Origin of the sequence: Pseudomonas sp. NPDC089395 (assembly GCF_044749525.1) — a bacterium.
Taxonomy (GTDB): Bacteria; Pseudomonadota; Gammaproteobacteria; order Pseudomonadales; family Pseudomonadaceae; genus Aquipseudomonas.
Genome location: NZ_JBIVID010000005.1, coordinates 102930 through 128174, shown reverse-complemented (window position 1 = coordinate 128174; position 25245 = coordinate 102930). Strand labels below are relative to the sequence as shown.

25 protein-coding genes and 1 other RNA gene are annotated in these 25245 nt (G+C 63.1%); 6 read left to right on the top strand and 20 right to left on the bottom strand.

Annotation, left to right across the window (positions count from 1 at the left end):
* Positions 1-185 precede the first annotated feature (185 nt).
* Positions 186-641 carry a DUF721 domain-containing protein gene (locus ACIPZG_RS13425; RefSeq protein WP_400640572.1) on the top strand — a complete coding sequence of 152 codons (456 nt, stop codon included), beginning with the start codon at positions 186-188 and terminating at the stop codon, positions 639-641.
* Positions 642-688: 47 nt separating this feature from the next.
* Here ACIPZG_RS13425 and lpxC read toward each other — a convergent pair whose 3' ends face one another.
* From lpxC to rsmI, 18 genes are all read right to left on the bottom strand, one after another.
* The gene (gene lpxC / locus ACIPZG_RS13420) at positions 689-1600 is read right to left on the bottom strand and encodes a UDP-3-O-acyl-N-acetylglucosamine deacetylase (protein ID WP_008097600.1); all 912 of its coding nucleotides are present in this window, start codon (positions 1598-1600) and stop codon (positions 689-691) included.
* 112 nt (positions 1601-1712) lie between these two features.
* Complete coding sequence (ftsZ, locus tag ACIPZG_RS13415) at positions 1713-2909, bottom strand: cell division protein FtsZ (RefSeq protein WP_008097598.1); 1197 nt, start codon at positions 2907-2909, stop codon at positions 1713-1715.
* Between the two features lie 55 nt (positions 2910-2964).
* Entirely contained in the window at positions 2965-4227 is a 1263-nt protein-coding gene (gene ftsA / locus ACIPZG_RS13410) for a cell division protein FtsA (protein ID WP_261744857.1), read from the bottom strand.
* Between the two features lie 14 nt (positions 4228-4241).
* Complete coding sequence (locus ACIPZG_RS13405; protein ID WP_400714339.1) at positions 4242-5111, bottom strand: cell division protein FtsQ/DivIB; 870 nt, start codon at positions 5109-5111, stop codon at positions 4242-4244.
* Positions 5112-5117: 6 nt separating this feature from the next.
* Positions 5118-6074 carry a D-alanine--D-alanine ligase gene (locus ACIPZG_RS13400; protein ID WP_400640567.1) on the bottom strand — a complete coding sequence of 319 codons (957 nt, stop codon included), beginning with the start codon at positions 6072-6074 and terminating at the stop codon, positions 5118-5120.
* The gene (gene murC / locus ACIPZG_RS13395; RefSeq protein ID WP_008097588.1) at positions 6071-7519 is read right to left on the bottom strand and encodes a UDP-N-acetylmuramate--L-alanine ligase; all 1449 of its coding nucleotides are present in this window, start codon (positions 7517-7519) and stop codon (positions 6071-6073) included. The genes ACIPZG_RS13400 and murC overlap by 4 nt, the downstream gene beginning before the upstream one ends.
* A complete protein-coding gene (murG, locus tag ACIPZG_RS13390) occupies positions 7512-8591 on the bottom strand; it encodes an undecaprenyldiphospho-muramoylpentapeptide beta-N-acetylglucosaminyltransferase (RefSeq protein WP_008097586.1) in 1080 nt (359 codons plus the stop codon). The genes murC and murG overlap by 8 nt, the downstream gene beginning before the upstream one ends.
* Positions 8581-9795 carry a putative lipid II flippase FtsW gene (gene ftsW / locus ACIPZG_RS13385; protein ID WP_400714336.1) on the bottom strand — a complete coding sequence of 405 codons (1215 nt, stop codon included), beginning with the start codon at positions 9793-9795 and terminating at the stop codon, positions 8581-8583. Before ftsW ends, murG begins: the two co-directional genes overlap by 11 nt.
* A complete protein-coding gene (murD, locus tag ACIPZG_RS13380) occupies positions 9792-11138 on the bottom strand; it encodes a UDP-N-acetylmuramoyl-L-alanine--D-glutamate ligase (RefSeq protein ID WP_400714333.1) in 1347 nt (448 codons plus the stop codon). The genes ftsW and murD overlap by 4 nt, the downstream gene beginning before the upstream one ends.
* Positions 11139-11144: 6 nt before the next feature.
* The gene (mraY, locus tag ACIPZG_RS13375) at positions 11145-12227 is read right to left on the bottom strand and encodes a phospho-N-acetylmuramoyl-pentapeptide-transferase (protein ID WP_400714330.1); all 1083 of its coding nucleotides are present in this window, start codon (positions 12225-12227) and stop codon (positions 11145-11147) included.
* Entirely contained in the window at positions 12227-13594 is a 1368-nt protein-coding gene (gene murF / locus ACIPZG_RS13370) for a UDP-N-acetylmuramoyl-tripeptide--D-alanyl-D-alanine ligase (protein WP_400714327.1), read from the bottom strand. Before murF ends, mraY begins: the two co-directional genes overlap by 1 nt.
* A complete protein-coding gene (locus ACIPZG_RS13365; protein ID WP_400714817.1) occupies positions 13587-15074 on the bottom strand; it encodes a UDP-N-acetylmuramoyl-L-alanyl-D-glutamate--2,6-diaminopimelate ligase in 1488 nt (495 codons plus the stop codon). Before ACIPZG_RS13365 ends, murF begins: the two co-directional genes overlap by 8 nt.
* Positions 15074-16807: a peptidoglycan D,D-transpeptidase FtsI family protein gene (locus ACIPZG_RS13360; RefSeq protein ID WP_400714814.1), complete on the bottom strand. Its 1734-nt coding sequence runs from the start codon at positions 16805-16807 to the stop codon at positions 15074-15076. Before ACIPZG_RS13360 ends, ACIPZG_RS13365 begins: the two co-directional genes overlap by 1 nt.
* The gene (gene ftsL / locus ACIPZG_RS13355) at positions 16807-17100 is read right to left on the bottom strand and encodes a cell division protein FtsL (protein WP_016395509.1); all 294 of its coding nucleotides are present in this window, start codon (positions 17098-17100) and stop codon (positions 16807-16809) included. The genes ACIPZG_RS13360 and ftsL overlap by 1 nt, the downstream gene beginning before the upstream one ends.
* A complete protein-coding gene (gene rsmH / locus ACIPZG_RS13350) occupies positions 17097-18044 on the bottom strand; it encodes a 16S rRNA (cytosine(1402)-N(4))-methyltransferase RsmH (RefSeq protein ID WP_400714324.1) in 948 nt (315 codons plus the stop codon). Before rsmH ends, ftsL begins: the two co-directional genes overlap by 4 nt.
* Complete coding sequence (gene mraZ / locus ACIPZG_RS13345; RefSeq protein ID WP_008097568.1) at positions 18041-18496, bottom strand: division/cell wall cluster transcriptional repressor MraZ; 456 nt, start codon at positions 18494-18496, stop codon at positions 18041-18043. The genes rsmH and mraZ overlap by 4 nt, the downstream gene beginning before the upstream one ends.
* 306 nt (positions 18497-18802) lie before the next feature.
* Positions 18803-19162, bottom strand: an RNA gene (gene rnpB, locus ACIPZG_RS13340) — RNase P RNA component class A.
* Between the two features lie 67 nt (positions 19163-19229).
* Complete coding sequence (gene rsmI, locus ACIPZG_RS13335) at positions 19230-20105, bottom strand: 16S rRNA (cytidine(1402)-2'-O)-methyltransferase (RefSeq protein ID WP_400714321.1); 876 nt, start codon at positions 20103-20105, stop codon at positions 19230-19232.
* A gap of 188 nt (positions 20106-20293) precedes the next feature.
* On the opposite strand from rsmI, the gene ACIPZG_RS13330 reads away from it, so the two are divergent.
* From ACIPZG_RS13330 to ACIPZG_RS13310, 5 genes are all read left to right on the top strand, one after another.
* Positions 20294-22111, top strand: a complete 1818-nt coding sequence (locus tag ACIPZG_RS13330) for a penicillin-binding protein activator (RefSeq protein ID WP_400714318.1) — start codon at positions 20294-20296, stop codon at positions 22109-22111.
* The gene (locus ACIPZG_RS13325; protein WP_081502559.1) at positions 22111-22482 is read left to right on the top strand and encodes a YraN family protein; all 372 of its coding nucleotides are present in this window, start codon (positions 22111-22113) and stop codon (positions 22480-22482) included. Before ACIPZG_RS13330 ends, ACIPZG_RS13325 begins: the two co-directional genes overlap by 1 nt.
* Before the next feature lie 86 nt (positions 22483-22568).
* Positions 22569-23162, top strand: a complete 594-nt coding sequence (locus ACIPZG_RS13320) for a phosphoheptose isomerase (protein ID WP_008097558.1) — start codon at positions 22569-22571, stop codon at positions 23160-23162.
* Positions 23159-23737, top strand: coding sequence for a BON domain-containing protein (locus ACIPZG_RS13315; RefSeq protein ID WP_400714315.1), 579 nt, complete (start codon positions 23159-23161; stop codon positions 23735-23737). The genes ACIPZG_RS13320 and ACIPZG_RS13315 overlap by 4 nt, the downstream gene beginning before the upstream one ends.
* A 98-nt stretch (positions 23738-23835) precedes the next feature.
* Positions 23836-24054, top strand: a complete 219-nt coding sequence (locus ACIPZG_RS13310) for a YgdI/YgdR family lipoprotein (protein WP_008097552.1) — start codon at positions 23836-23838, stop codon at positions 24052-24054.
* 48 nt (positions 24055-24102) lie between these two features.
* On the opposite strand, the gene ACIPZG_RS13305 is transcribed toward ACIPZG_RS13310, so the two are convergent.
* On the bottom strand, positions 24103-24534 hold the full coding sequence (locus ACIPZG_RS13305; protein ID WP_008097550.1) for a ClpXP protease specificity-enhancing factor: 432 nt from the start codon (positions 24532-24534) through the stop codon (positions 24103-24105).
* 10 nt (positions 24535-24544) lie between these two features.
* Positions 24545-25168, bottom strand: a complete 624-nt coding sequence (locus ACIPZG_RS13300) for a glutathione S-transferase N-terminal domain-containing protein (RefSeq protein ID WP_400640548.1) — start codon at positions 25166-25168, stop codon at positions 24545-24547.
* Positions 25169-25245: the final 77 nt, after the last annotated feature.

Here is a 25245-nt window from a genome sequence, read left to right as displayed (position 1 = left end):
TATCGAGAATGGCTCGTATTCTTTATTGCCTGCACCGGCCCTATCGCCGGCAAGCCGGCTCCCACAGGAATATCCACCGACTTCAGCCCTGCGCAGCACCTGTGGGAGCCGGCTTGCCGGCGATAGGGCCGGTACCGTCACCAGAGATGTTAAACTGCCAATCTTGTAACCTCATGCGTACCCCCATGGCCTTCAAACCCTCCCCTGCCCAGCCGCCCTCCGCCCTGTTGCGCCAGGTTCGCCCATTGCGCCTGCTGCTCAACCAGGCCGAACGCCTGGCCCACCTGCAACGCCTGCTGGAAAGCCAGCTGCAACCGGCTGCCCGCGAGCATTGCCATGTGGCCTCCTGGCGTGATGGCACCTTGTTGCTGGTGGTCACCGACGGGCACTGGGCCACTCGCCTGCGCTACCAGCAGAAACGCCTGATGCGCCAGCTCCAGGCCCTGGAAGCGTTCGGCAACCTGCAGCGCATCCTGTACAAGGTGCAGCCGCCGCTGGTGCCGGCCAAGCGTGGCGGCAACACCACGGCGTTGTCGGTCAATGCCGCCGAAAGCATTCGCGATTCCGCCGAGGGCATTGCCGACCCCAAGTTGCGCGAAGCCCTTGAACGCTTGGCCGCCCACGCCAAGGGCAGCCAATAAAAAAGGCCACCCGAAGGTGGCCTCAATGAACTAGAGAGTGTTCGAACTTACACGGCCGCAACAGGGCGCATGTACGAGATCGGTGCCGTGCTGGCATCTTCGAAAGTGACCACTTCCCAGGCATCGGTTTCAGCAATGAGCTTGCGCAGCAGCTGGTTGTTCAGCGCGTGCCCGGACTTGTAGCCCTTGAACTCGCCGATCAAGCTGTTGCCCAGCAGGTAGAGGTCGCCGATGGCGTCGAGGATCTTGTGCTTGACGAATTCGTCTTCATAGCGAAGGCCGTCTTCGTTCAACACGCCGTCTTCGTCGACCACGATGGCGTTTTCGACACTGCCGCCCAGCGCAAGGTTGTGCTTGCGCAGGTACTCGATGTCACGCATGAAACCGAAGGTACGAGCGCGGCTGACTTCCTTCACGAACGAGGTGCTGGAAAAGTCGACGCTGGCACTCTGGGTACGGCCGCTGACGACCGGGTGATCGAAGTCGATCTCGAAGCTCACCTTGAACCCTTCGAAAGGCAGGAAGGTAGCGCGCTTGTCGCCGTCCTCCACCGTTACTTCGCGCAGGATGCGGATGAACTTCTTGGCTGCGTCCTGTTCTTCCAGGCCAGCAGACTGAATCAGGAATACGAAGGGACCGGCGCTGCCATCCATGATCGGCACTTCCGAGGCGGAGAGCTCGACGTAGGCGTTATCGATGCCCAGGCCCGCCATGGCGGAAAGCAGGTGCTCGACCGTATCGACCTTGACGTCACCGTTGACCAGCGTGGTGGACATGGTGGTCTCACCGACATTGGCGGCGCGCGCCGGGATTTCGACCACAGGGTCGAGGTCGGCGCGACGGAAAACAATGCCGGCATCGACAGGCGCAGGCTTGAGGGTCAGGTAGACCTTCTCCCCGGAGTGCAGGCCGACGCCTGTGGCACGGATGGTATTCTTCAGGGTGCGTTGTCTAATCATGGCATTGGCCGCTTCAGCGCTAATTGCGAACAGGTATCAACAAAGGCTAGGGATGATAACAGACCCGGCCTTTGCTGAATACCAATCACCCTTATACCCCTGATAAATTCCATTAATCGGCCTGACGACGCAGGAAGGCCGGGATATCCAGGTAGTCCAAGTCATCCTGAGGGTTGAGTTTAGCTGCCGCAGCTGCACCTGCATGCGCCTGGTTGCGCATGACGGTCGGACGCTCCAGGTCACGGTAGTTGACTGCTGGCTGCTCCTGGCGGGACGGGGCCGGGTTAGAGGCCTCGTAAGCCTGCTGAGCGGTCTGCAGGGTGTTGTCGACTACCTTGACAGGCTTCTCGATGCGCGCGCCCAGACCAGTGGCTACCACGGTCACGTGCAGTTCGTCGCGCATGTCCGGGTCGATCACGGTGCCGACCTTGACCATCGCGTGGTCGGAGGCGAAGGCTTCGATGATGCTACCCACGTCGGAGTACTCACCCAGCGACAGATCAGGGCCTGCGGTGATGTTCACCAGGATGCCGCGGGCGCCCTGCAGGTTGACGTCTTCGAGCAGCGGATTGCGGATCGCAGCTTCGGTGGCTTCGCGAGCACGGTTCGGGCCGCTGGCGCAACCGGTACCCATCATCGCCATGCCCATCTCGCCCATCACGGTGCGCACGTCGGCGAAGTCGACGTTGATCATGCCCGGGCGCTTGATGATGTCGGAGATACCGCGAACGGCACCGGCCAGCACATCGTCAGCCTTGGCGAAGGCGGACAGCAGGCTGGCATCCTTGCCCAGGATGGTCAGCAGCTTCTCGTTGGGGATGGTGATGAGCGAGTCGACGCTCTCGGCCAGCATGCGGATGCCTTCATCGGCGATCTGCATACGTTTGCGACCCTCGAACGGGAACGGACGGGTCACCACCGCAACGGTGAGGATGCCCATCTCCTTGGCCACTTCGGCGATGATCGGCGCCGCACCGGTACCGGTACCGCCACCCATGCCGGTGGTGATGAACACCATGTTGGTGCCCTGCAGCACCTCGGCGATGCGCTCACGGTCTTCCAGCGCGGCTTGGCGGCCGACTTCCGGATTGGCACCGGCACCCAGACCTTTGGTCACGCCAGTACCCAGTTGCAGGATGGTGCGTGCGCCGATGCTTTTCAGCGCCTGGGCATCGGTGTTGGCGCAGATGAATTCGACGCCTTCGATGCTGCTCTTCACCATGTGGTTGACGGCGTTGCCGCCGCCACCGCCGACGCCGATCACCTTGATGACCGGGCTTTGCGGGACGTTGTCTACGAGCTCGAACATTTTCCCTCTCCTTACAGTTCTCTAGTTGTCGCGCCTACCACTACTGCTTTGAAACTTAGAAGTTGCCCTGGACCCACCGCTTGAAGCGTTCAAGCACTGGGGCCTTCGGTTCATCGCCATAGCTGTTGTTGCTGCTGTTGCTGTTACCGGTCAGTACCAAATCCTCGGACTGCTTCAGCAGGCCGTAGGTGAGCAGGCCCACACCGGTGGAATAGATCGGGTTGCGCACCACGTCGCTCAGCCCCCGAACGCTGTGCGGTACGCCGAGGCGTACCGGCATGTGGAAGATTTCCTCGGCCAGTTCCACGGCACCTTCCATCTTCGCGGTGCCGCCGGTGAGGACGATGCCGGCTGGCACCAGGTCCTCGTAGCCGCTGCGGCGCAGCTCGGCCTGGATCAAGGTGAAGAGCTCGTCGTAACGAGGCTCGACCACCTCGGCCAGGGCCTGGCGCGACAGCTCGCGCGGCGGACGGTCGCCTACGCTCGGCACCTTGATGGTTTCACCGGCACCGGCCAGCTTGGCCAGGGCGCAGGCGTAACGGATCTTGATTTCCTCGGCATACTGGGTTGGCGTACGCAGCGCCATGGCGATGTCGTTGGTCACTTGGTCGCCGGCAATCGGGATCACCGCGGTATGGCGGATGGCGCCTTCGGTGAAGATGGCGATGTCGGTGGTACCGCCACCGATGTCCACCAGGCACACGCCCAGTTCTTTTTCATCGTCGGTCAGCACCGAATAGGCCGAGGCCAACTGCTCGAGGATGATGTCGTCGATTTCCAGGCCGCAGCGGCGCACGCATTTTTCGATGTTCTGCGCAGCATTGACGGCACAGGTCACCACGTGGACCTTGGCTTCCAGGCGCACGCCGGACATGCCCAGCGGCTCGCGCACGCCTTCCTGGTTGTCGATCACGTAGTCCTGCGGCAGGGTGTGCAGCACGCGCTGGTCGGCCGGAATGGCCACGGCCTGGGCGGCGTCGAGTACGCGCTCCAGATCCGCCACGCTGACCTCGCGGTCGCGGATGGCGACGATGCCGTGGGAGTTCAGGCTGCGAATGTGGTTACCGGCAACACCCACGAACGCCGAGTGGATGCGGCAGCCGGCCATCAGCTGGGCTTCTTCCACCGCACGCTGGATCGACTGCACGGTCGACTCGATGTTCACCACCACCCCCTTCTTCAGGCCACGGGACGGATGGGTACCGATCCCCACGATCTCCAGGGTGCCGTCTTCGCCCACTTCACCCACCAGCGCCACCACCTTGGAGGTGCCGATGTCCAGCCCGACGATCATTTTGCCGCTATGCGCGTTTGCCATGGTCCTGTCTCTCTCTAATTCTTCGCAACGGCGGGTTGGGCCGTCGTCGGTGCGTTCGGTTCCCGCCAACCAACGGCAAGTCCGTTGGAATAACGCAGATCAATGCGGGCGATGTTGGTGATCTGCTCTTTGAGTGTCTTGTCGTAAATGGCAATGAAACGGCGCATCTTCTCCACCAGATGGTCGCGCCCCAACAGCAGCTCGATACCCGGCCCGGCACTGCTTGCGCCGGTGGTCAGGAACCAGCTGCCCCGCTCGCGCAGCTCCAGGCGAGCGATGGAAAAGCCCATGGGGCGCAGCATCTGGCTCAATACCTGATACTGCTGCATGACTTGTTGCTGAGCGCGCTGCGGCCCGGCCAGCTGCGGCAGGTGCTCGTAGTTGGCCAGCTCGCGCGGGGTGAAGGCCTCGCCCTGGTTGTTGAGCAAGGCCTCGTCACCCCAGCGCGCTACCGGCAACTGTTCTTCCAGGCGGATCACCACCTCGTCCGGCCACACCCGGCGCACTTCGGCGTGGGCGATCCATGGCATCTGCTCGAGCTCTGCGCGCATCGCCGTGAGGTCGACGCTGAAGAAGCTCGCCGCGACATAGGGCGCGATCCGCTGCTGCACCGACTGCTGGCTGATGTAGCTGAGGTCGCCCTGCACGTCGATCTTGTTGATGGGCCGGTCGGCGTAGGGCATCAGCCGGATAGCGCCCTCGTAGGCACCAAAGCCGGCCGCCACCAGCAGCACCGGCCACAGCAGGCGCTTGAGGCCACCCAGGCTTGGCCGCGGCAGGCGCGCCGATACGGGCTCGTCAGCCACCAGTCGGCTGGCACCGCGCGGCACCGGCTTGCTACGGCCGGTAACGGGTTGCTGCTGACGTATCATTGCGCCTTGCATGGTTCGTTAACCTCGCGTCGCTACGCTGTCGGCCAGGATCGCCAGCACCAGTTGCTGGAAGTCCAGGCCGGCCGCGCGGGCCGCCATGGGCACCAGGCTATGATCGGTCATGCCGGGTGCGGTGTTGACTTCGAGCAGCCAGAACCGGCCCTGCTCGTCCTGCATCACGTCCAGCCGGCCCCAGCCTTCGATGCCGATGGCATCGCAGGCGCGGGCGGTCAGGGCGATCAGTTCCTGCTCTTTGGCACTGTCCAGGCCGCACGGGATGCGGTACTGGGTGTCATTGGCGATGTACTTGGCGTCGTAGTCGTAGAACACGTGCGGCGTACCCAGGGCGATCGGCGGCAGCACCTGGCCTCGCAGAACGGCGATGGTGAACTCCGGGCCGTGAATCCATTGCTCGACCAGAACTTGCGAATCGTACTTGGCGGCATCCTTCCAGGCGGCGACCAGCTCTTCCACGCTGTTCACCTTGGCCATGCCGATGCTGGAACCTTCATGGGCTGGTTTGACGATCAACGGGAAGCCCAGTTCCGCGCCAGCGGCAATACAATCGTGCTCGCTGGCCAGCACCGCGTGACGCGGGGTCGGAATGCCCAAGCTCTGCCACACCTGCTTGGTGCGCAGCTTGTCCATGGCCAGGGCCGATGCGAGGATGCCGCTGCCGGTGTAAGGGATGCCCAGGCACTCGAGCAGGCCTTGCATGCTGCCGTCCTCACCGCCACGGCCGTGGAGGATGATGAAGGCGCGGTCGATCTTCTCGCTTTGCAGGCGGGCCAACAGGTCGTCGCCCACATCGATGGCGACAACGTCGACACCGGCGGTGGTCAGTGCGTCGATCACGGCGGCGCCGGATTTCAGCGACACCTCACGCTCGGCACTCTTGCCTCCGTAAAGCACGGCAACGCGGCCGAAGGCTTTCGCATCGAGGGTGGAATGCAGCTTGTCGTAGGCGCTGGTCATTTCGACTTCTCCTGCTTGGCGCCTGCGAACAGCGGGCTTTTCATCAGTTGCGGGGCCAGGCCACCGACGTCACCGGCACCCTGGCACAGCAGGATGTCGCCGGCGCGCAGCAGCGGCTGGACCAGCGGCGCGAGCTCCGCGCCACGTTCGATATAGATTGGGTCGAGCTTGCCGCGCTGGCGGATGCTGTGGCACAGCTGGCGGCTGTCGGCGCCCGGAATCGGCTCTTCGCCGGCCGGGTACACCTCCATCAGCAGCAGCACGTTGGCATCGCCCAGCACCTGCACGAAATCGTCGTACAGGTCGCGGGTGCGGCTGTAGCGGTGCGGCTGGTAGACAATGACCAGGCGGCGGCTCGGCCACCCGCCACGCACGGCCTTGATCACTGCCGCCACTTCGGTCGGGTGGTGGCCGTAGTCATCGACCAGCATCACGCTGCCGCCTTCGACCGGCAGCTCGCCGTAGACCTGGAAGCGTCGGCCGACGCCCTGGAAGCCGGACAGGCCCTGGACGATGGCTTCGTCGCTGATGCCTTCGTCGGTGGCGATGGCGATGGTAGCCAAGGCATTGAGCACGTTGTGGTTGCCGGGCATATTCACCGAAACGTCCAGCGGCTCACGGTCACGGCGCAGCACGGTGAAGTGGGTCTGCATGCCCTGCTGACGCACATTGATGGCGCGGATGTCGGCCTCATCGCTGAAACCGTAGGTGACGGTAGGGCGCTTGACCTGTGGCAGGATCTCGCGCACCACCGGATCGTCCAGGCACATCACGGCCAGGCCGTAGAACGGCAGGTTGTGCAGGAACTCGACGAAGGTTTTCTTCAGCTTGTTGAAGTCACCTTCGTAGGTGGCCATGTGGTCGGCGTCGATGTTGGTGACCACGGCAACCATTGGCTGCAAGTGCAGGAAGCTGGCGTCGCTTTCATCGGCTTCGGCGATCAGGTAGCGGCTGGTACCCAGCTGCGCATTGGTGCCGGCAGCGGTCAGGCGGCCACCGATGACGAACGTCGGGTCCAGGCCGCCCGCAGCGAACACCGAGGCAAGCAGGCTGGTGGTGGTGGTCTTGCCGTGGGTACCGGCTACCGCCACGCCATGGCGATAGCGCATCAGTTCGGCGAGCATCTCGGCGCGCGGCACCACCGGAATACGCCGCTCAAGGGCGGTGGCGACTTCCGGGTTGGCCGGGTTGATGGCGCTGGATACCACCAGCACGTCGGCGTTGGCAGCGTTCTCGGCACGGTGGCCGACGAAGATCTCGGCGCCGAACGACTCCAGGCGCTCGGTGACCGGCGAGACCTTGAGGTCGGAACCGGACACTTCATAGCCCAGGTTCAGCAACACTTCGGCGATGCCGCACATGCCCACGCCGCCGATACCGACGAAGTGGATGCGACGGATGCGGCCCATCTTCGGCTGGGGCATGGCTTTCTGACTTTCAACCATGGGCCACCTCCAGGCAGATATCGACCACGGTGCTGGTTGCGGCAGGTTTGGCCAGGCGCCTTGCGGTGCCGGCCATGGTGTTGAGTTTCTCGGGTTGCATCAGCACCTCGTTCAGGCGTTCAGCGAGTTGCGCTGCGCCAGTTGTCGCTTGTGGCATGAGGAAGGCGGCGCCTTCCCGAGCCAGATATTGGGCGTTGTGGGTCTGGTGGTCGTCGATCGCATGGGGCAAAGGCACCAGCATCGAAGGCAGGCCAGCCGCCGCGAGTTCGCTGACGGTCAGGGCACCGGCACGGCACACCACCATGTCGGCCCAGCCATAGGCGTGGGCCATGTCCTTGATGAACGGCTCTACCTGAGCCTCGACGCCCGCTTCGTGATAACGCTCGGCGGTGATCGGCGCGTGGTTCTTTCCGGCCTGGTGGAATACCTCGGGACGCAAGCCTGCAGGCACCTCGGACAGGGCCTTAGGCAACAATTTGTTCAATGGTTCCGCACCGAGGCTGCCGCCCATGACCAGCAGGCGAGCACGGCGCTCGGCCAAGGGCGCGCGCTGCGCGTCCATGAACAGCTCCGGGCGCACTGGATTGCCAGTGGTACGCAGCTTGTCGCTGGCCTGGAAAGTGCCGGGGAAAGCTTCGCAGACTCGCGCCGACAACGGCACCAGCAGCCGATTGGCGGTACCTGCGCGGGCATTCTGTTCGTGAATCACCAGCGGCACGCCACACAAGCGTGCAGCCACGCCGCCGGGGCCGGTGACGTAGCCGCCGAAGCCCACTACGCAGGCCGGCTTGAGCTGGCGAATGATGCGCCGCGCCTGCAGTACGGCCTTGACCAGGGTGAACGGCGCCTTGAGCAGCGACAGCTTGCCCTTGCCACGCAGGCCGCTGACCTGGATAAGGTGCAGCGGCAGACCTGCCTGGGGCACCAGTTCGTTCTCAATGCCTCGTGGCGTGCCCAGCCAGTGCACGCTGTAACCGCGGGCCTGGAATTCACGGGCGCAGGCCAGGGCTGGGAACACGTGCCCCCCAGTACCGCCGGCCATGATCAGTACGTTCTTGCCGTCAGCGGCCATGACTGGTCTCCTCGGCAAAATCACTTTCCTTGAATTCGTGTTCCTCGCTGCCCAAGTGCGTGCGACTTTCCCACTCGATGCGCAGCAACAAGCCCACGCAAGCGCAGCAGATCACCAGCGAACTACCGCCGTAGCTAAGGAACGGCAGGGTCAGGCCCTTGGTCGGCAGCAGGCCGACGTTCACGCCGATGTTGATCAGGAACTGGCCGATCCACAGGAACGCCAGACCAAACGCCATGTAGGCAGCAAAGAACTGCTTGGCCTTCTCGGCCCACAAGCCGATATACAGGGCGCGCACGGTGACGAAGACGAACAGCCCGACGGTCACCAGCGAGCCGACCACGCCCAGCTCTTCGGCCAACACCGAGAACACGAAGTCGGTGTGCGCTTCAGGCAGGTAGAACTGCTTCTGTACGCTGTTGCCCAGGCCTACGCCCAGCCACTCGCCGCGACCGAAGGCGATCAGCGCCTGGGTCAATTGATAGCCGGAGCCGAACTGGTCGGACCAGGGATCGGTGAAGGTGATCAGACGCGCCATTCGGTAGGGCTGCGCCTGGACCAGGACGAACACGGCGACCACCGCCAGCACCACCATCAGGCTGAAGCGGAACAACCCCACCCCGCCGAGGAACAGCATGGCCGCCGCGGCGCCCATCATGACTACGGTGGCACCGAAGTCAGGTTCCATCAGCAGCAGGCCCGCCATCGGCAGCAGCACGATGAACGGCTTGAAGAAGCCCATCCAGCTTTCGCGCACCTCGGTCTGCCGGCGAACCAGGTAGCCCGCCAGGTAGATGACCACGAAGACCTTGGCGATTTCCGAAGGCTGAACGTTGAAGAAACTGAAACCGATCCAGCGCATCGAGCCGTTCACTTCACGGCCGATGCCGGGTACCAGTACCAGCACCAGCAGGCCGAAGGCGCCGACCAGCATCATGAAGCCCATGCGTTGCCAAGTGGCGATCGGCACCAGCATGGTGGCGCCGCAAGCGACCAGCCCGATGACCACGTAAACCAGGTGGCGGAACATGTGGTACAGCGGGTTGCCGGACTGTACCGCGGCCACTTCCGAGGACGCCGAGGTAATCATCACCAGGCCCAGGCCGAGCAGCGCCAGGCAGCCAGCCAGGAAGGCGAAGTCGAGGTCGATGCCACGGCCGCTGATCAGCGGTGACGGGTAGGGCTTGAGGATGCCGAAAATCATGCCAGCCCTCCCGCCGCCTGGGCGAACAAGCGCCCACGCTCTTCGAAGTTCTTGAACATGTCGAGGCTGGCGCAGGCTGGCGACAGCAGCACGGCGTCGCCCGGCTGGGCCAGCTCGGCGCATTGCTGTACGGCCTCATCCAGGGTCTGGACCCGAACCTGCGGCACGCCATCGCCCAGCGCTTCGGCCAGGCGTTCGGCATCACGGCCAAGCAGTACCACGGCGCGGCAGAAGCGTGCCACCGGCTCGTGCAGGGCCGCGAAATCGGCGCCCTTGCCGTCACCACCGGCAATCAGCACCAGCTTGCCTTCGATATCTGCGCCCAAGCCTTCGATAGCCGCCAGCGCGGCGCCCACATTGGTGGCTTTGGAATCGTCGTACCAGTTCACACCGTTGCGCTCACGTACCCACTGGCAACGATGGGTCAAGCCACCGAACTCGCGCAGGGCTTCGAGCATCGGCGCGAACGGCAGGCCGGCAGCATGGCCCAAAGCCAGGGCGGCCAGCGCGTTGCTCTGGTTGTGCGCACCGCGGATCTTCAGCTCGCGGGCCGGCATCAGGGTCTGGAACTCGAAAGCCAGGTGTTTCTCGCCATCGACTTCGCGCAGGCCAAAGGCCTTGAAGTCGGGTGCATTGAGACCGAAGGTCCAGCACGGGCGGCCTTCAACTGGCAGCGGCCGGCTCAGCGCGTCCTGACGGTTGACCACCACCTGACGGGCACCCCGGAAGATCCGGTGCTTGGCCAGGTGATAAGCGGGCAGGCCGCTGTAGCGGTCCATGTGGTCTTCGCTGATGTTCAGCACGGTGGCCACTTCAGCGTTTAGCTGATCGGTGGTTTCCAGCTGGAAGCTGGAAAGCTCCATGACATACAACTCGACATCATCCGCGAGCAAGTCCAGGGCTGGCGTGCCCAGGTTGCCGCCGACGGCCACGCGCTTGCCAGCCTTGGCTGCCATCTCGCCGACCAGGGTGGTCACCGTGCTCTTGGCGTTGGAGCCGCTGATGGCAATGATCGGGGCCTTGGCATGGCGGGCGAACAGCTCGATGTCGCCCGACAGCTTCACGCCGCGTGCCGCAGCCTGCTGCAAGGCCGGCGTGGCCAGGGCCAGGCCGGGACTCACGTACAGCTCGTTGGCGCGGCACAGGAAGTCCACGTCAAGTTCCCCACAACGCACTTCCACCTGCGGGTAATCACGGCGCAGGGTTTCCAGTTCCGGCGGTTGCTCGCGGGTGTCGGCGACCGCAAAGGCAATGCCCCGGTTCGCCAGGAAGCGAACCAGGGACATGCCGCTCTTGCCGAGGCCGACAACGATGCGGAATTGGTCGGAAGCGATCAGTGACACGCTCGTCTACCTCAGTTTCAGGGTTGCAAGGCCGATCAGCACCAGGGTCACGGTGATGATCCAGAAACGGACGATCACGCGTGGCTCGGGCCAACCCTTGAGTTCAAAGTGGTGATGGATCGGCGCCATGCGGAACACGCGCTTGCCGGTCAACTTGAAGGAGGCGACCTGAATCACCACCGACAGTGTTTCCACAACGAAGATGCCGCCCATGATGAACAGGACGATTTCCTGACGCACGATCACCGCGATGGTGCCCAGCGCGGCGCCCAGTGCCAGCGCACCGACGTCACCCATGAACACCTGGGCCGGGTAAGTGTTGAACCACAGGAAGCCCAGGCCCGCGCCGATCAGCGCGCCGCAGAACACGATCAGCTCGCCCGAACCCGGCACGTAGGGAATCAGCAGGTATTCGGCAAATTTCACGTTGCCCGACAGGTAGCAGAAGATGCCCAGGGCGCCGCCGACCATCACCGTCGGCATGATCGCCAGGCCATCGAGGCCATCGGTCAGGTTGACCGCGTTGCTCGAACCGACGATCACGAAATAGGTGAGAACGACGAAGCCGACACCCAGCGGAATGGTGACGTCCTTGAGGAACGGCACGATCAGGGTGGTCTCGACGCTGGTCGGCGCAGTCATGTAGAGGAACACGGCAGCGCCCAGGCCGAAGACCGACTGCCAGAAATACTTCCAGCGGCTGGGCAGGCCACGCGAGTTCTTTTCGATCACCTTGCGGTAGTCATCGACCCAGCCAATGGCACCGAACAACAGGGTGACGATCAGTACGACCCAGACATAGCGGTTGCTCAGGTCGGCCCACAGCAGGGTACTGACACCGATGGCGGACAGGATCAAGGCACCGCCCATGGTGGGGGTGCCGGATTTGGACAGGTGCGATTGCGGGCCGTCGTTACGGACGGCCTGACCGATCTGGCGGATCTGCAGGGTACGGATCATCCACGGGCCCAGCCACAGCGCCAGTGACAACGCGGTCAGTACACCGAGAATCCCGCGCAGGGACAGGTACTGGAAGACCGCGAAGCCTTTATGGAACTGTTGCAGATACTCAGCCAACAGCAGCAGCATTAATGTTTCTCCCCGCTGGCACCGCACAATGCCGCCACGACGTTTTCCATCGCAGCGCTGCGCGAGCCCTTGATCAAGATAGTGGTGTCGCTGGCAGTCTCGGCCTGAACGGCTTCGATCAACTCAGCTTGTGTCGCGAAATGGCGGCCATTGGTGCCGAACGCTTTGACCGCGTGTGTCATGTTGCTGCCCACTGCGTACAGGGCGTCGACCTTGCCGCGTGCGTAATCACCCACCTGACGGTGGCCTTCTTCCGCCCACTGGCCCAGCTCGCCGATATCACCCAGCACCAGAACGGTGCGCCCGGAAAAGCCGGCGAGTATATCAATGGCCGCGCACATCGAGGTGGGATTTGCGTTGTAGCTGTCGTCGATTACTCGCACGCCATTGGCCGCAATCTGCGCCACGGTGCGGCCCTTGACCGGTTGCACGGCGTTCAGGCCGGCAGCGATGCCGCTCAGGCTCAGACCAACGGCATGGGCAGCGGCAGCGGCGGCCAATGCGTTGCTGACGTTGTGCTCACCCAGTACGTTGAGCTGGACATCCACCGATTCTCCGGCGCCATGCAGCGTGAACGACGGGCAACCCCGCGCATCGCGGCCAATATGGGTGGCGTAGAAATCGGCGCGCACGTCATTGCGGGCGAAACTGATGACCTTGTGCGTAGCGGCACGTGCCTTCCAGATTGCAAAGGCCTTGTCGTCCAGATTGAGGATGGCCATGCCGCCCTCTCCCAACCCTTCGAGGATTTCGCCCTTGGCCTCGACGATCTTCTCCGGGCCACCGAACTCGCCAACATGGGCGGTACCGGCGTTATTGATGATGACCACCTGCGGCTGGGTCAGGCCGACGGTGTAGCGAATCTCGCCGATGCGCGAAGCGCCCAGCTCGATCACTGCGGCGCTGTGCTCCGGGGCGATTTCCAGGAGGGTCAGTGGCGCACCAAGGTCGTTGTTCAAGTTGCCACGGGTCGCATGCACCAGACCGCGGGTACGCAGGATGCTGGCGAGCATTTCCTTGACCGTGGTCTTGCCGCTGGAACCGGTGATGGCGACGACATGCTTGTCAAAGGCGGCGCGGTTCAAGGCACCAAGCTGGCCGAGGGCCAGGCGGCAATCGGCAACCACCAGTTGCGGCAGATCGACGTCGGCAACTTCGCGCTCGACCAGCGCGGCTACGGCGCCTTTGCCTTTTACATCGGCCAGGTAATCGTGGCCATCGAACCGTGGGCCAGCCAGGGCAACGAACAGCTGCCCGGCGGCAACACTGCGGCTGTCGATACTGACGCCGGTGAAGTTGACGTCGGCGCCGACCTGACGAGCACTCAGTGCCGTTGTCAGCTGGCTGAGTGTCATGGGTTTAAGCATGTGGAGCCTCCCAGGCTGCAAGTGCCTTCTCGGCTTCGACCAGATCGGAGAAATCATGGCGTTCGCCATTGATCTCCTGGTAATCCTCGTGCCCCTTGCCGGCCAGGACGATCACATCGTCAGCCGCGGCAGAAGCAATAAGGTGTGCAATGGCCTGGCCGCGGCCGGCGACGAAATCGACGTCGGCAGGCTTGGCGAAACCAGGGCGGATATCCGCGAAGATGCCTTGGGGGTCTTCGGTACGCGGGTTGTCGTCGGTGACCAGCACGCGATCGGCCAGACGCTCGGCCACCTGGGCCATCAGCGGACGCTTGCCGCGATCGCGGTCGCCGCCGCAACCGAACAGGCACAGCAACTGGCCATGAGCGTGCGGGCGCAGGGCTTCGAGGACCTTTTCCAGCGCGTCGGGCGTGTGGGCGTAGTCGACCACCACGAGCGGTTTTTTTCCGCCGCCCAGGCGCTGCATGCGGCCTACCGGCCCTTGAAGCTGCGGCGTGACCCTGAGGATTTCATCCAGCGAATAATCCAGGGCCAGCAGCGTTGCCACGGCTGCGAGCATGTTGCTCAGGTTGAAGCGGCCTAGCAGCTGGCTGCGCAAGGTGCGCTCACCCTGGGCGGTAACGAGGACGGCGCGCACGCCATCGTCATCGAAACTGGCTTCACGGCAGTACAAGGATGCGTCCGGGTTTTCCAGGCTGTAGCTGAGCAGCCGGGTCTCGACATGATCGGCACTTGGGCGACGGGCAAAGTCTTCGGCCAGGCGGCGACCGAATTCGTCATCAAGATTGACCACCTGGCAGCGCAGGCTCGGCCAGGCAAACAGCTTCGCCTTGGCGGCCGCATAGGCCTCCATGCTGCCGTGGTAGTCGAGGTGGTCGCGGGACAGGTTGGTCATCACCGCGATATCGAATTCCAGCGCGGCGACGCGCCCCTGCTCCAGGGCATGGGACGAAACCTCCATGGCCACGGCCTTGGCGCCACCCTTTTTCAGGTCGTACAGGGTCGACTGCACCGCAATGGGGTCAGGTGTGGTCAAGCGGCCGCTCTGCAGCTCGCCATAGAAGCCCGTTCCCAGGGTGCCGATCAGGCCGCAACGCTGGCCAAGCGCGTCGAGCGCCTGAGCCACCAGCTGGGTGACGCTGGTCTTGCCGTTGGTGCCGGTCACGCCGACCAGGTTCAGCTGGCGGCTCGGCTCACCATAAAAACTGCCGGCGATTCGGGAAAGTTGCGAGATCAGCCCCTTGACCGGAATCAGCGGCGCATCCGTGATGGGCAGCACGCTGGCGCCCTGCTCTTCATAGGCAACGGCTGCTGCACCACGGGCCAGGGCGTCAGCGATATGGTCACGGCCATCGACCTTGGCCCCCGGCACGGCCAGGAACAGGTCACCCGGCCGCACGGCGCGGCTATCCAGAGTCAGTTCGCGGATCAAGGGATCGCGGCTGGCGTGGGCGAAAAGCTTGCTCAATGGCATTGTCATCATCCACGCCCTCCCTTGGCGGGTACTGCATTCACTTGTTGCTGCACGACTGGCGGCGGCAGGTTGTCTGGCGGCACGTTCATCAGGCGCAGGGTGCCCGACATGACCTTGCTGAACACCGGCGCCGAGACCAGGCCACCGAAGTAACCGCCCTTGCTCGGCTCGTCGATGACAACGACGATGGCGTAGCGCGGGTCGCTCATCGGACCGAACCCGGCGAACAGCGAGCGGTAGGCGTTTTCGGTGTAGCCCTTGGAACCGACGGTGGCTTTACGCGCGGTACCGGACTTGCCAGCCACGTGATAGAACGGCACCTGGGCGCGGAACACACCGCGAGGCGCTTCGATCACCTGCTGCAGCATGCTCTGAACGGTTTCGGCGGTTTCCTTGGGGATCGCCTGCACAGCCTCTGGCGCTTTGTCGACCTTGAGGATCGACAGCGGCACCATCTTGCCGTCGTTGGCCAGCGCCGCGTAGGCGTGCACCAACTGCAGGGCGGTAACCGATACACCGTAGCCGTAGGACAGGGTCGCGGTTTCAGCCTTGCGCCATTCCCGGTGGTTGGGCAGGTTACCAACGCGCTCGCCCGGGAAGCCCAGGCCTGTGTATTGACCCAGGCCAACCTGGGACATGACCCGGTAGATGGCCTCGCCACCGATATCGAAGGCGATCTTGCTCATGCCTACGTTACTGGAGTTGATCAGAATACCGGTCAGATCGAGGATCGGGCCTTCGCTCCTGGACACGTCCCTGATGGTGTAGCGGCCGATCTGCAGGGTGCCGGGGTACACCTCGACCTTGTCGGTGGGCTTCCAGCGCCCGCTCTGCAGGGCGGCACTCATGGTGATCGGCTTGACCGTGGAGCCCGGCTCGAACACGTCGATGATGGCCCGGTTGCGCATGGCCGCCGGGAACATGCTGCGACGGTTGTTCGGGTTGTAGGTCGGCTGGTTGACCATGGCCAGCACTTCACCGGTCTTGACGTCCATGATCACCAGGCTGCCGGCTTTGGCATCCTGTTCGGCGATGGCGTTGCGCAGCTCGCGGGTGGCCAGGTATTGCAGGCGCAGGTCGATGGACAACGCCAAGGTCTTACCGGCCTTGGCGTTCTTGGTAACCTGGATGTCCTTGATCAGCCGGCCACGCCGGTCCTTGATCACTTGCCGCTTGCCGGGCACGCCGGCCAGCCATTCGTCGTAGGCGAGCTCCACCCCTTCACGACCGTGGTCGTCGAGATCGGTGAACCCGACCATGTGTGCGGTGACATCACCGGCCGGGTAGAAGCGGCGGAATTCTTCCAGGCCGTATACACCAGGCACTTTCAGGTCGAGCACATGCTGGCCCTGCTCCGGGGTCAGGCCGCGGACCAGGTAGATGAATTCCTTGCTGGCCTGCTGCGTCAGGCGCTCGGTCAGTTGCTGGGCGTTCTGCCCCAGGGCGGCGGCCAGCTGCGGCCAGCGCTCCTTGGACGCCTGCATTTCCTTGGGGTTGGCCCACAGGGTAGTGACCGGGGTACTGACGGCCAGAGGCTCACCGTTGCGATCGGTAACCAGGCCACGGTGCGCCGGAATCGGAATGTGGCGCAGGCTGCGAGCATCACCCTGACCCTTGAGGAAGTCGCGGTCGACCACCTGCAAGTCGATGATGCGCCAGGCGATGGCACCGACCATCAGGGCCAGCAATCCGATCACGACGCGGAAGCGCCACGGGTAGAGTGCGCCTTCGAGCTTCATCATGGCGCCACCATCCGCACTTCGTCCGCTGCCGGCACGCGCATCTGCAGCTGCTCGGAGGCCAGGCTCTCGATACGGCTGGCGGCGGTCCAGGTGCTTTGCTCGAGAATCAGGCGCCCCCACTCGGCCTGGGCCTTGTCACGCTCGCTCAACTCACCGTAAAGGGTATTGAGCAGCTGGCGATTCCAATGCGCGCTGTAGGACACAGCAATGGCCGAAACGAGCACAGCGACAAACAGCAGAAGCATCAGGAAGCTTCCGCCTGGCAAAGGTTTGGCAAACAGCCGGCTCACCGAAGCTTCTCCGCCACCCGCATGACGGCGCTGCGCGACCGCGGGTTGGCTTTGAGCTCTGCCTCGGAGGCGAACTGCGCCTTGCCGATCAGACGGATCTTCGGCTCGAAGACCTTGTGCTGCACGGGCAGGTTGCGCGGCAGGTTATCGGCCTCGCCCTTGACCAGCTTGCGCATGAACAGCTTGACGATGCGGTCTTCGAGCGAGTGGAAGCTGATGACCGCGAGGCGGCCGCCGACTTCCAGGGCATCGAGCGCCGCCTCAAGGCCGGTTTCGAGGTCACCCAGTTCGTTGTTGACGTGGATGCGCAGGCCCTGGAAGGCGCGGGTGGCAGGGTTCTTGCCCTTTTCCCAGGCCGGGTTGGCAACCTTGAGCACTTCGGCCAGGTCGGCGGTACGGGTGAACGGCTGCTTTTCGCGACGCTCGACCACGGCACGCGCCATGCGCCCGGCAAAACGCTCTTCACCGTATTCCTTGAATACGCGGGCGATTTCTTCCACAGGCGCGGTGGCAATGAATTCGGCGGCGCTGATGCCCTGCTCAGGGTTCATGCGCATGTCCAGCGGACCGTCATTGAGGAAGCTGAAGCCGCGCTCGGGGTCATCCAGCTGTGGCGAGGAAACCCCCAGGTCGAGCAGGATACCGCTGACCTTGCCATCCAAGCCGCGCTCAGCCACTTCGGCGCCCAGCTCGGCAAAGCTGCGCTGCACAATGACAAAGCGGCCGTCTTCGGCCGCCAGCGCTTGCCCGGTGGCAATCGCTTGAGGATCCTTGTCGAAGCCCAGCAGCCGGCCTTGCGGCCCGAGTTTGCTGAGGATCAGGCGGCTATGTCCGCCACGCCCGAAGGTGCCGTCCAGATAGCAACCGTCGGCGCGCAGGGCCAATGCCTCGACAGCTTCGTCGAGCAGGACGGTAATGTGGTTGAAGCCGCTATCTATAGTCACAGGATCAGGTCACGCAAATCGTCGGGCACAGCGCCCGGTTGTTGGATAGCTGCAAGGTCGGCTGCCGAAACCAGGTTCCAGGCATCCTCATCCCACAGCTGGAATTTGTTCAGCTGCCCCACCAGCATCGCCTTCTTGTCCAGCTTGGCGTGCTCACGCAGACGGGGCGGTACCAGGAAACGACCACTGCCATCGAGCTCCAGGTCAACCGCATTACCGATCAGCAAACGCTGCAGGCGGCGGTTTTCCTCACGCAACGACGGCAAGGCACGCAACTTGGCTTCAATCTGTTCCCACTCATCGAGGGGATAGACACACAAGCAGGGATCAACGGCGTCAATGGTCACGATCAGCTGACCATTGCAACGCGAATCGAGCTCGTCACGGTACCGACTCGGCATTGCGAGACGGCCCTTTGCATCGAGGCTGACGGCGTTGGCTCCGCGGAACACGGCTGCGATTCCCCACAATGTTAGCTTTTTTGTGCCAGAAAACCCACTTCATCCCACTTTCTGCCACTTGCGCACACTATAGGAATCCGCCCGCAGCACCGTCAAGGCACGTTCATAAGGAAAACCCTTACAGGACCGAGATTTAGCGCGATTGAGGAAGAGGGAAGGCGTATCAGGGGAAGAAAAAAACGTGAAAAATCAAACCCACTCAAACGAATGCCGTTCGAAGTTAAAGTGATTTATCAAGAGTAAGATTTTTTTGGTCTTACCAAGAGAGATCTGCTACCGATTGAGCAGGAGGGAAAGGTGGAGAGTCGATCTGTAAGCCGGGTTTTGTCGAGGACAGTCATTCCTCTACGACGGCCATCACTGGACGCCTCTAGCAACCTACCCGGTTCCGACGCGGGCCACGCCTAATGGAACCCTATTTGGTCTTGCTCCGAGTGGGGTTTACCTAGCCACGAACTGTTGCCAGTCGCGCGGTGCGCTCTTACCGCACCTTTTCACCCTTACCGGCACCGAAGTGCTTAGGCGGTTATTTTCTGTGGCACTTTCCGTAGGCTCGCGCCTCCCAGGCGTTACCTGGCACTCTGCCCTATGGAGCCCGGACTTTCCTCCCCCTTCCTTTGCGGAACAAAAGAAGGCAGCGACTGTCCGATCGACTCTCCGCCGCCAAGATTAACGGCAGGCGCGCACAAGAACAAGCTATAGCGTTAATTATATCAAATAGCCACTACTGGGCTTTCTGCTTTTCCAAAGCCAATTGATACAACAGGTTCTTGCGCACCCCAGTAATTTCGGCCGCCAGCGCAGCCGCGCGCTTGAGCGGCAATTCCGCCAGCAGCAGGTCCAGCACGCGCTGCGCTTCGGTGCTGATCCCCTCCTCGCCCTCCGGCGCACTCCAGCCACCGACCAGCACCACGCACTCGCCACGCTGCTGGTTACTGTCGCCTGCGACGAATGCACGCAGCTCACCCAGCGGCAGACCCTTGAGGGTTTCGAAGGTCTTGGTCAGTTCACGGGCAAGCAGTGCCGGGCGCTCAGCACCGAACACCAGCTCCATGTCTTCAAGGCACTCGAGGATACGGTGAGGCGCCTCGTAGAAGATCAACGTGCGCGGCTCCTCCTTTACCTGCTCCAGGCGCGCACGACGGCCGGCCGCCTTGGCCGGCAGGAAGCCTTCGAAGATGAAGCGGTCCGAAGGCATGCCCGCAGCAGACAGTGCGGCGATCAGCGCACAGGCACCTGGCACCGGCACCACCCTGACGCCGGCTTTACGGGCCTGGCGCACCAGGTGGTAGCCCGGATCGGAGATCAGCGGCGTGCCGGCGTCGGAGACCAGCGCCACATCTTCACCCGCAAGCAACTTGCCGATGAAGCGCCCGCCTTCGTCGCGCTCGTTGTGTTCGTGGCAGGCCGCCAAGGGGGTCTCGATACCGAAATGCTGCAGCAGGCGGATCGAGTGCCGGGTGTCCTCGGCGGCGATCAAGGCGACATCGGCCAGCACTTTCAATGCCCTGGCACTCATGTCGTCAAGGTTGCCGATGGGGGTAGCGACCACATACAGCGTCCCCACGGTGGATTTCGAAGCCCCTGCCACATCAGTCACTGCGCACACCTGCCTTTCGGATCAAAGGCGCCATTGTAGCCCGAGCGCCGGCAACAGGGCGCAAAGAACTTCGCCGACGACCTGCGCCGAGGCACCTATAGTGAAGGTTCGGCATACAGCAACATCGCGCCCGGGCCAGCGCTTGGGTACAATTGCCGGCCAACTTGATCGAGTAACAGGACCTTTACATGATCGCTTGCCTGCGGCTGTTCACAGCCCTCTGCCTCGCCGCCCTGCTGGCAGCCTGCGCCAGCTCGCCCTCATCCAGCCTGGGCGAACTGCCACGCACGCCGGATGCCAGCATCGAGCAACTGCTCGAGAAAGCGGCCACCAGCAAGTCTGCGGAAGACGCCGCCCTGCTGCGCCTGAGCGCTGCCGACCTGGCCTACAAGCAGAAGGACTACCCGCGCGCCGCACGCATTCTCGAGCAGGTGCCGATGGACACGCTCAAGCCCGCCCAGCAAATCTTCGCCGCCACCCTCGGCGCCGAGCTGGCGATGAGCCGCAACCAGCCCAAGGCAGCCCTGACTGCACTGTCGCACCCTAGCCTGCAGCACATCGCCGAACTGCCGGAAGCACAGCAAGTGCGCACCTACAGCGTGCAAGCCGCTGCACTGGAAGCCGATGGCCAGACGCTGGCCGCCGCCCAGCAGCGCGTGCTGCTGACCCCGCTGCTCAGCGGCCAGGCCGCCAGCGCCAACAATGATGCGATCTGGGCGCTGGTCGCCTCGCTGCCTGCGGAACAACTGCAGCAGCCTACCGGCAACGAAACCCTGGCAGGTTGGACCAGCCTGGCCCTGGCCGTGAAAAGCGCCGGAACCCTGGAGCAGCAACAAGCCGCCATCGACACCTGGCGCAAGCAGCACCCGGAGCACCCGGCCGCCATGCAGCTGCCATTGGCCCTGACCAAACTCAAGGAGCTGGCGAGCCAGCCACTGACCAAAATCGGCTTGCTGCTGCCCCAGGAAGGCCCGCTGGCCGGGGTTGCCCGTGCCCTGCGTGACGGCTTCATGGCCGCGCACTTCCAGGCCCAGCAGGCTGGCCAACAGGCACCGGCCGTACAGGTCTACGACAGCTCGCGCATCGGCTCGATCGACGACTTCTACCGCCAGGCCCAGGCCGACGGCGTGCAACTGGTGGTCGGGCCGCTGGAAAAGCCGCTGGTGAAAAAACTCGCCGCCAATGCGCAACTGCCTATCACCACCCTCGCCCTGAACTATGCCGACGCCGGTCAGAAGGCCCCGCCTCAGCTGTTCCAGTTCGGCCTCGCTGCCGAGGACGAAGCCCGCGAAGTGTCCCGTCGCGCCCGCGCCGATGGCATGGTTCGCGCAGTGGCACTGGTACCCAGCGGCGAATGGGGTGACCGTGTACTGGCCGCCTTCCGCCAGGACTGGGAAGGCCACGGCGGCACCATCATTGCCGCCGAGCGCATTGCACAGCCGGTAGCCCTGGCCCAGCAGATCGCCAACCTGTTCCAGCTGCGCCAGAGCGAAAGCCGCGCACAGAGCCTGCAGAGCACCGTTGGCGGCAGCATCGCCGCACAGCCGTCGCGTCGCCAGGATATCGACTTCATCTTCCTGGCCTCGACCCCGCAACAGGCACAGCAGATCAAGCCAACCCTGAATTTCCAGTACGCCGGCGATGTGCCGGTCTACGCCACCTCGAACCTGTACAGCGCCAGCGGTGACGTGAACCAGTACAACGACATGAACGGCATCCGCTTCTGCGAAACCCCGTGGCTGCTCGACACCAGCAACAGCCTGCGCCAGCAAGTGGTTCAGCAATGGCCGCAAGCCGCCGGCAGCCTGGGGCGTCTGTATGCCATGGGCGTCGATGCCTACAGCCTGGCACCACGCCTGGGTCAACTGAAGGCATTGCCGGACAACCGCGTACAAGGCCTCTCCGGCAACCTGAGCATGAATGCCAACCAGCGCATCGAACGCCAGCTGCCATGGGCCGAATTCTCGGGTGGCCAGGTCAAGCGCCTGCCGGACACCGCCCGCTGATGCCAGACGCCTCATCGACCAGCGCCGGCCAGGCCGCCGAACAGCAAGCCCTTGAGCACCTTCAAGGGCAAGGCCTGCAACTGCTGACGCGCAATTGGCGATGCAAAGGTGGCGAGCTTGATCTGGTCATGCTCGACGCCGATACAGTAGTATTCGTCGAAGTCCGCTACCGGTTGCATGCGGGCTTTGGCGGCGCCCTCGGCAGTATCGACGGGCGCAAGCAGAAACGACTGGTGCTTGCCGCCAGCGCGTTCCTGCAGAAGGAGTCCCGCTGGGCCAATCACCCTTGCCGTTTTGACGTTGTCGCCCTGCAGGGAAGCCATCATGCAGGCCTACCGTTTCAATGGCTGAAAAACGCCTTCGAATGCTGAACCCACTCCAATTTTCTTGCTCTATGTTTCGCGGGCTGGTCCCTGTTGCGCGTAGCAAAGGCCACCGCCCCACTTAAGGTCACCAGATGGACATGCAATCCCGAATTCGCCGGCTGTTCCAGGCCAGCATCGACACCAAGCAACAGGCAATGGACATCCTGGCACCGCACATCGAGCAGGCCAGCCTGGTCATGGTCAATGCGCTGCTCAACGAGGGCAAGATGCTCGCCTGCGGCAACGGCGGCTCGGCTGGCGATGCCCAACACTTCTCTTCGGAGCTGCTCAACCGCTTCGAGCGCGAGCGCCCGAGCCTGCCGGCCATTGCCTTGACCACCGACAGCTCGACGCTCACCTCCATCGCCAACGACTACAGCTACAACGAAATCTTTTCCAAGCAGATCCGCGCCCTGGGCCAGCCCGGCGACGTACTGCTGGCCATTTCGACCAGCGGCAACTCCGCCAACGTGATTCAAGCGATCCAGGCGGCACATGATCGAGAAATGATTGTCGTAGCATTGACTGGACGAGACGGTGGCGGCATGGCCTCGCTGCTACTGCCCGAGGACGTGGAGATCCGCGTACCTTCGACAGTCACTGCGCGTATTCAAGAAGTCCACCTGCTGGCGATCCATTGCCTGTGCGATCTGATCGACAGCCAACTGTTCGGGAGTGAAGAATGATCCCCAAGCGCCTCGGCCTGATGGCCCTGACCTTTTGCCTGAGCGTTACCGGCTGCAGCTCGGTACTGAACTCGGCCCGCAATTCGCCGATCGAGGACGATCGCGGCACACGCACCATCGGTAGCAAGATCGACGATTCGATGATCGAAACCAAGGCGGAGGTCAACATTGCCAAAGCCAGCCCTGACCTGGACAGGGGTTCGCACATCGTCGTCAGCAGCTACAACGGTATCGTGCTGCTCGCCGGGCAAACCCCGCGCGCTGACCTCAAGAGCCTGGCCGAGCAGACCGCCAGCCAGGTACAACGGGTCAAGAAAGTACACAACGAGCTGCAGGTGATGCCCCCCTCCTCCATCCTGGCACGCAACAACGACGCCTGGCTGACCACCAAGATCAAGACGCAGATGCTGGGCGACAATAGCGTGCCCAGCTCGCGGATCAAGGTCATTACCGAGAACGGTATCGTCTACCTGCTCGGCCTGGTGACCCAGCAGGAGGCCAACTCGGCGACCGCCGTGGTACAGGGCGTGTCCGGGGTGCAGAAGATCGTCAAACTGTTCGAGTACATCGACTGATTCAGTTGCCTGCTCGGGCCTCATCGCCGGCAAGCCGGCGATGAGGCCAGCATGAACAAGCACAAAGCCTCACCTTTCAGAAATCCAGGAAACACCGCATGAAAAAGCTTCTGCTGCCTACCCTGCTGATTGGCGCCTTCGCCACGCTGACTGGCTGCTCCACCCCTAGCCTGATCACCCTCAACGACGGGCGTGAGTTCCAGTCTACCGACGCGCCGAAATATCAGAAGTCCACAGGCTTCTACGAGTTCCAACAGCTCGACGGCAAACGCACCCGCATCAACAAAGACCAGGTGCGCACCATCAGCGACCTGTAATTCCAGGCGCGCATGAAAAAGGCGATCCACATGGATCGCCTTTTTTTGTTACTTGACCACCTTCAGGCTTGGCCGACCAGTCGGTCGCGGTGGCTGCCCACCCCCTTCTGGCGGACCATCGTCATCAGGCTCGACACCTTCATCTTCCAGTTCGTCGCCATCCATTAGCGGCGGTTCCAACTCGAAGACCATGCCTTGGCCATTTTCACGGGCGTAAATCCCGAGAATGGCCTCGACCGGCACGAACAACGAATGAGCCACGCCACTGAAGCGCCCCTCGAAGCTCACGGCTTCGTTGTCCATGTGCAGGTTGCGCACGGCACTGGGGGAAATGTTCAGGACGATCTGGCCGTCACTGGCGAAGCCTTGCGGCACCTGGACAGCCGGGTATTCGGCATTGACCAGCATATGGGGGGTGCAATCGTTGTCGACGATCCACTCGTACAGCGCTCGAACCAGGTAGGGGCGACTGGAGTTCATCAACGGCTCCTTAAAGCTTGCGCATTTCACGTTCTACGGAGGACAAGCTCGCCTGGAATGGCTCGCGGGCAAACTGTCGCTCCATGTATTCCAGCAGCGGCTTGGCTTGCCGCGGCAATTCGATACCCATTACCGGCAAACGCCAGAGTATGGGCAGTAGACAACAATCGACCAGGCTTTGCTCATCGCTCATGAAGCAGGCGAATTCGCCGAACAAGGGTGAAACCCCGGTCAGGCTTTCGCGCAGCGCCTTGCGCGCTTCGACACGAGCAGCATCGCTGCTGCGGGCGTCGAGTAGGGTATCAGCCAAAGCACACCAGTCGCGCTGGATGCGATGCATCAGCAAGCGACTGTTGCCCCGTGCAACGGGGTACACCGGCAACAGAGGCGGATGCGGATAACGCTCCTCGAGGTATTCCATCACCACGGTCGATTCATACAACGCCAGGTCACGATCGACCAGCGTCGGCACACTGCCGTAAGGGTTGACCTCCACCAGCTTCGGCGGAAGACGGGCGAGATCGACGTCGATGACCTGCACGCTGACGCCCTTCTCGGCGAGCACCAGGCGGACTCGATGAGAATAATGATCGGCAGGGCCGGAGTAGCAGGCTAACCGGTTGGTTGCGCCCATGTAGCGCCTCCTCGCAAGGGATACTCGTGAAACTGTAAATGAAAACGCGCCCGGGGCGGCCTGGCAAAATTGCCAGG

Bases quoted from the DNA above. Each gene is read 5' to 3' on its own strand.
- ACIPZG_RS13425 (WP_400640572.1), top strand. From the start codon at position 186: ATGGCCTTCAAACCCTCCCCTGCCCAGCCGCCCTCCGCCCTGTTGCGC.
- lpxC (WP_008097600.1), bottom strand. From the start codon at position 1,600: ATGATTAGACAACGCACCCTGAAGAATACCATCCGTGCCACAGGCGTC.
- ftsZ (WP_008097598.1), bottom strand. From the start codon at position 2,909: ATGTTCGAGCTCGTAGACAACGTCCCGCAAAGCCCGGTCATCAAGGTG.
- ftsA (WP_261744857.1), bottom strand. From the start codon at position 4,227: ATGGCAAACGCGCATAGCGGCAAAATGATCGTCGGGCTGGACATCGGC.
- ACIPZG_RS13405 (WP_400714339.1), bottom strand. From the start codon at position 5,111: ATGCAAGGCGCAATGATACGTCAGCAGCAACCCGTTACCGGCCGTAGC.
- ACIPZG_RS13400 (WP_400640567.1), bottom strand. From the start codon at position 6,074: ATGACCAGCGCCTACGACAAGCTGCATTCCACCCTCGATGCGAAAGCC.
- murC (WP_008097588.1), bottom strand. From the start codon at position 7,519: ATGGTTGAAAGTCAGAAAGCCATGCCCCAGCCGAAGATGGGCCGCATC.
- murG (WP_008097586.1), bottom strand. From the start codon at position 8,591: ATGGCCGCTGACGGCAAGAACGTACTGATCATGGCCGGCGGTACTGGG.
- ftsW (WP_400714336.1), bottom strand. From the start codon at position 9,795: ATGATTTTCGGCATCCTCAAGCCCTACCCGTCACCGCTGATCAGCGGC.
- mraY (WP_400714330.1), bottom strand. From the start codon at position 12,227: ATGCTGCTGCTGTTGGCTGAGTATCTGCAACAGTTCCATAAAGGCTTC.
- murF (WP_400714327.1), bottom strand. From the start codon at position 13,594: ATGCTTAAACCCATGACACTCAGCCAGCTGACAACGGCACTGAGTGCT.
- ACIPZG_RS13365 (WP_400714817.1), bottom strand. From the start codon at position 15,074: ATGACAATGCCATTGAGCAAGCTTTTCGCCCACGCCAGCCGCGATCCC.
- ACIPZG_RS13360 (WP_400714814.1), bottom strand. From the start codon at position 16,807: ATGAAGCTCGAAGGCGCACTCTACCCGTGGCGCTTCCGCGTCGTGATC.
- ACIPZG_RS13330 (WP_400714318.1), top strand. From the start codon at position 20,294: ATGATCGCTTGCCTGCGGCTGTTCACAGCCCTCTGCCTCGCCGCCCTG.
- ACIPZG_RS13325 (WP_081502559.1), top strand. From the start codon at position 22,111: ATGCCAGACGCCTCATCGACCAGCGCCGGCCAGGCCGCCGAACAGCAA.
- ACIPZG_RS13320 (WP_008097558.1), top strand. From the start codon at position 22,569: ATGGACATGCAATCCCGAATTCGCCGGCTGTTCCAGGCCAGCATCGAC.
- ACIPZG_RS13315 (WP_400714315.1), top strand. From the start codon at position 23,159: ATGATCCCCAAGCGCCTCGGCCTGATGGCCCTGACCTTTTGCCTGAGC.
- ACIPZG_RS13310 (WP_008097552.1), top strand. From the start codon at position 23,836: ATGAAAAAGCTTCTGCTGCCTACCCTGCTGATTGGCGCCTTCGCCACG.
- ACIPZG_RS13305 (WP_008097550.1), bottom strand. From the start codon at position 24,534: ATGAACTCCAGTCGCCCCTACCTGGTTCGAGCGCTGTACGAGTGGATC.
- ACIPZG_RS13300 (WP_400640548.1), bottom strand. From the start codon at position 25,168: ATGGGCGCAACCAACCGGTTAGCCTGCTACTCCGGCCCTGCCGATCAT.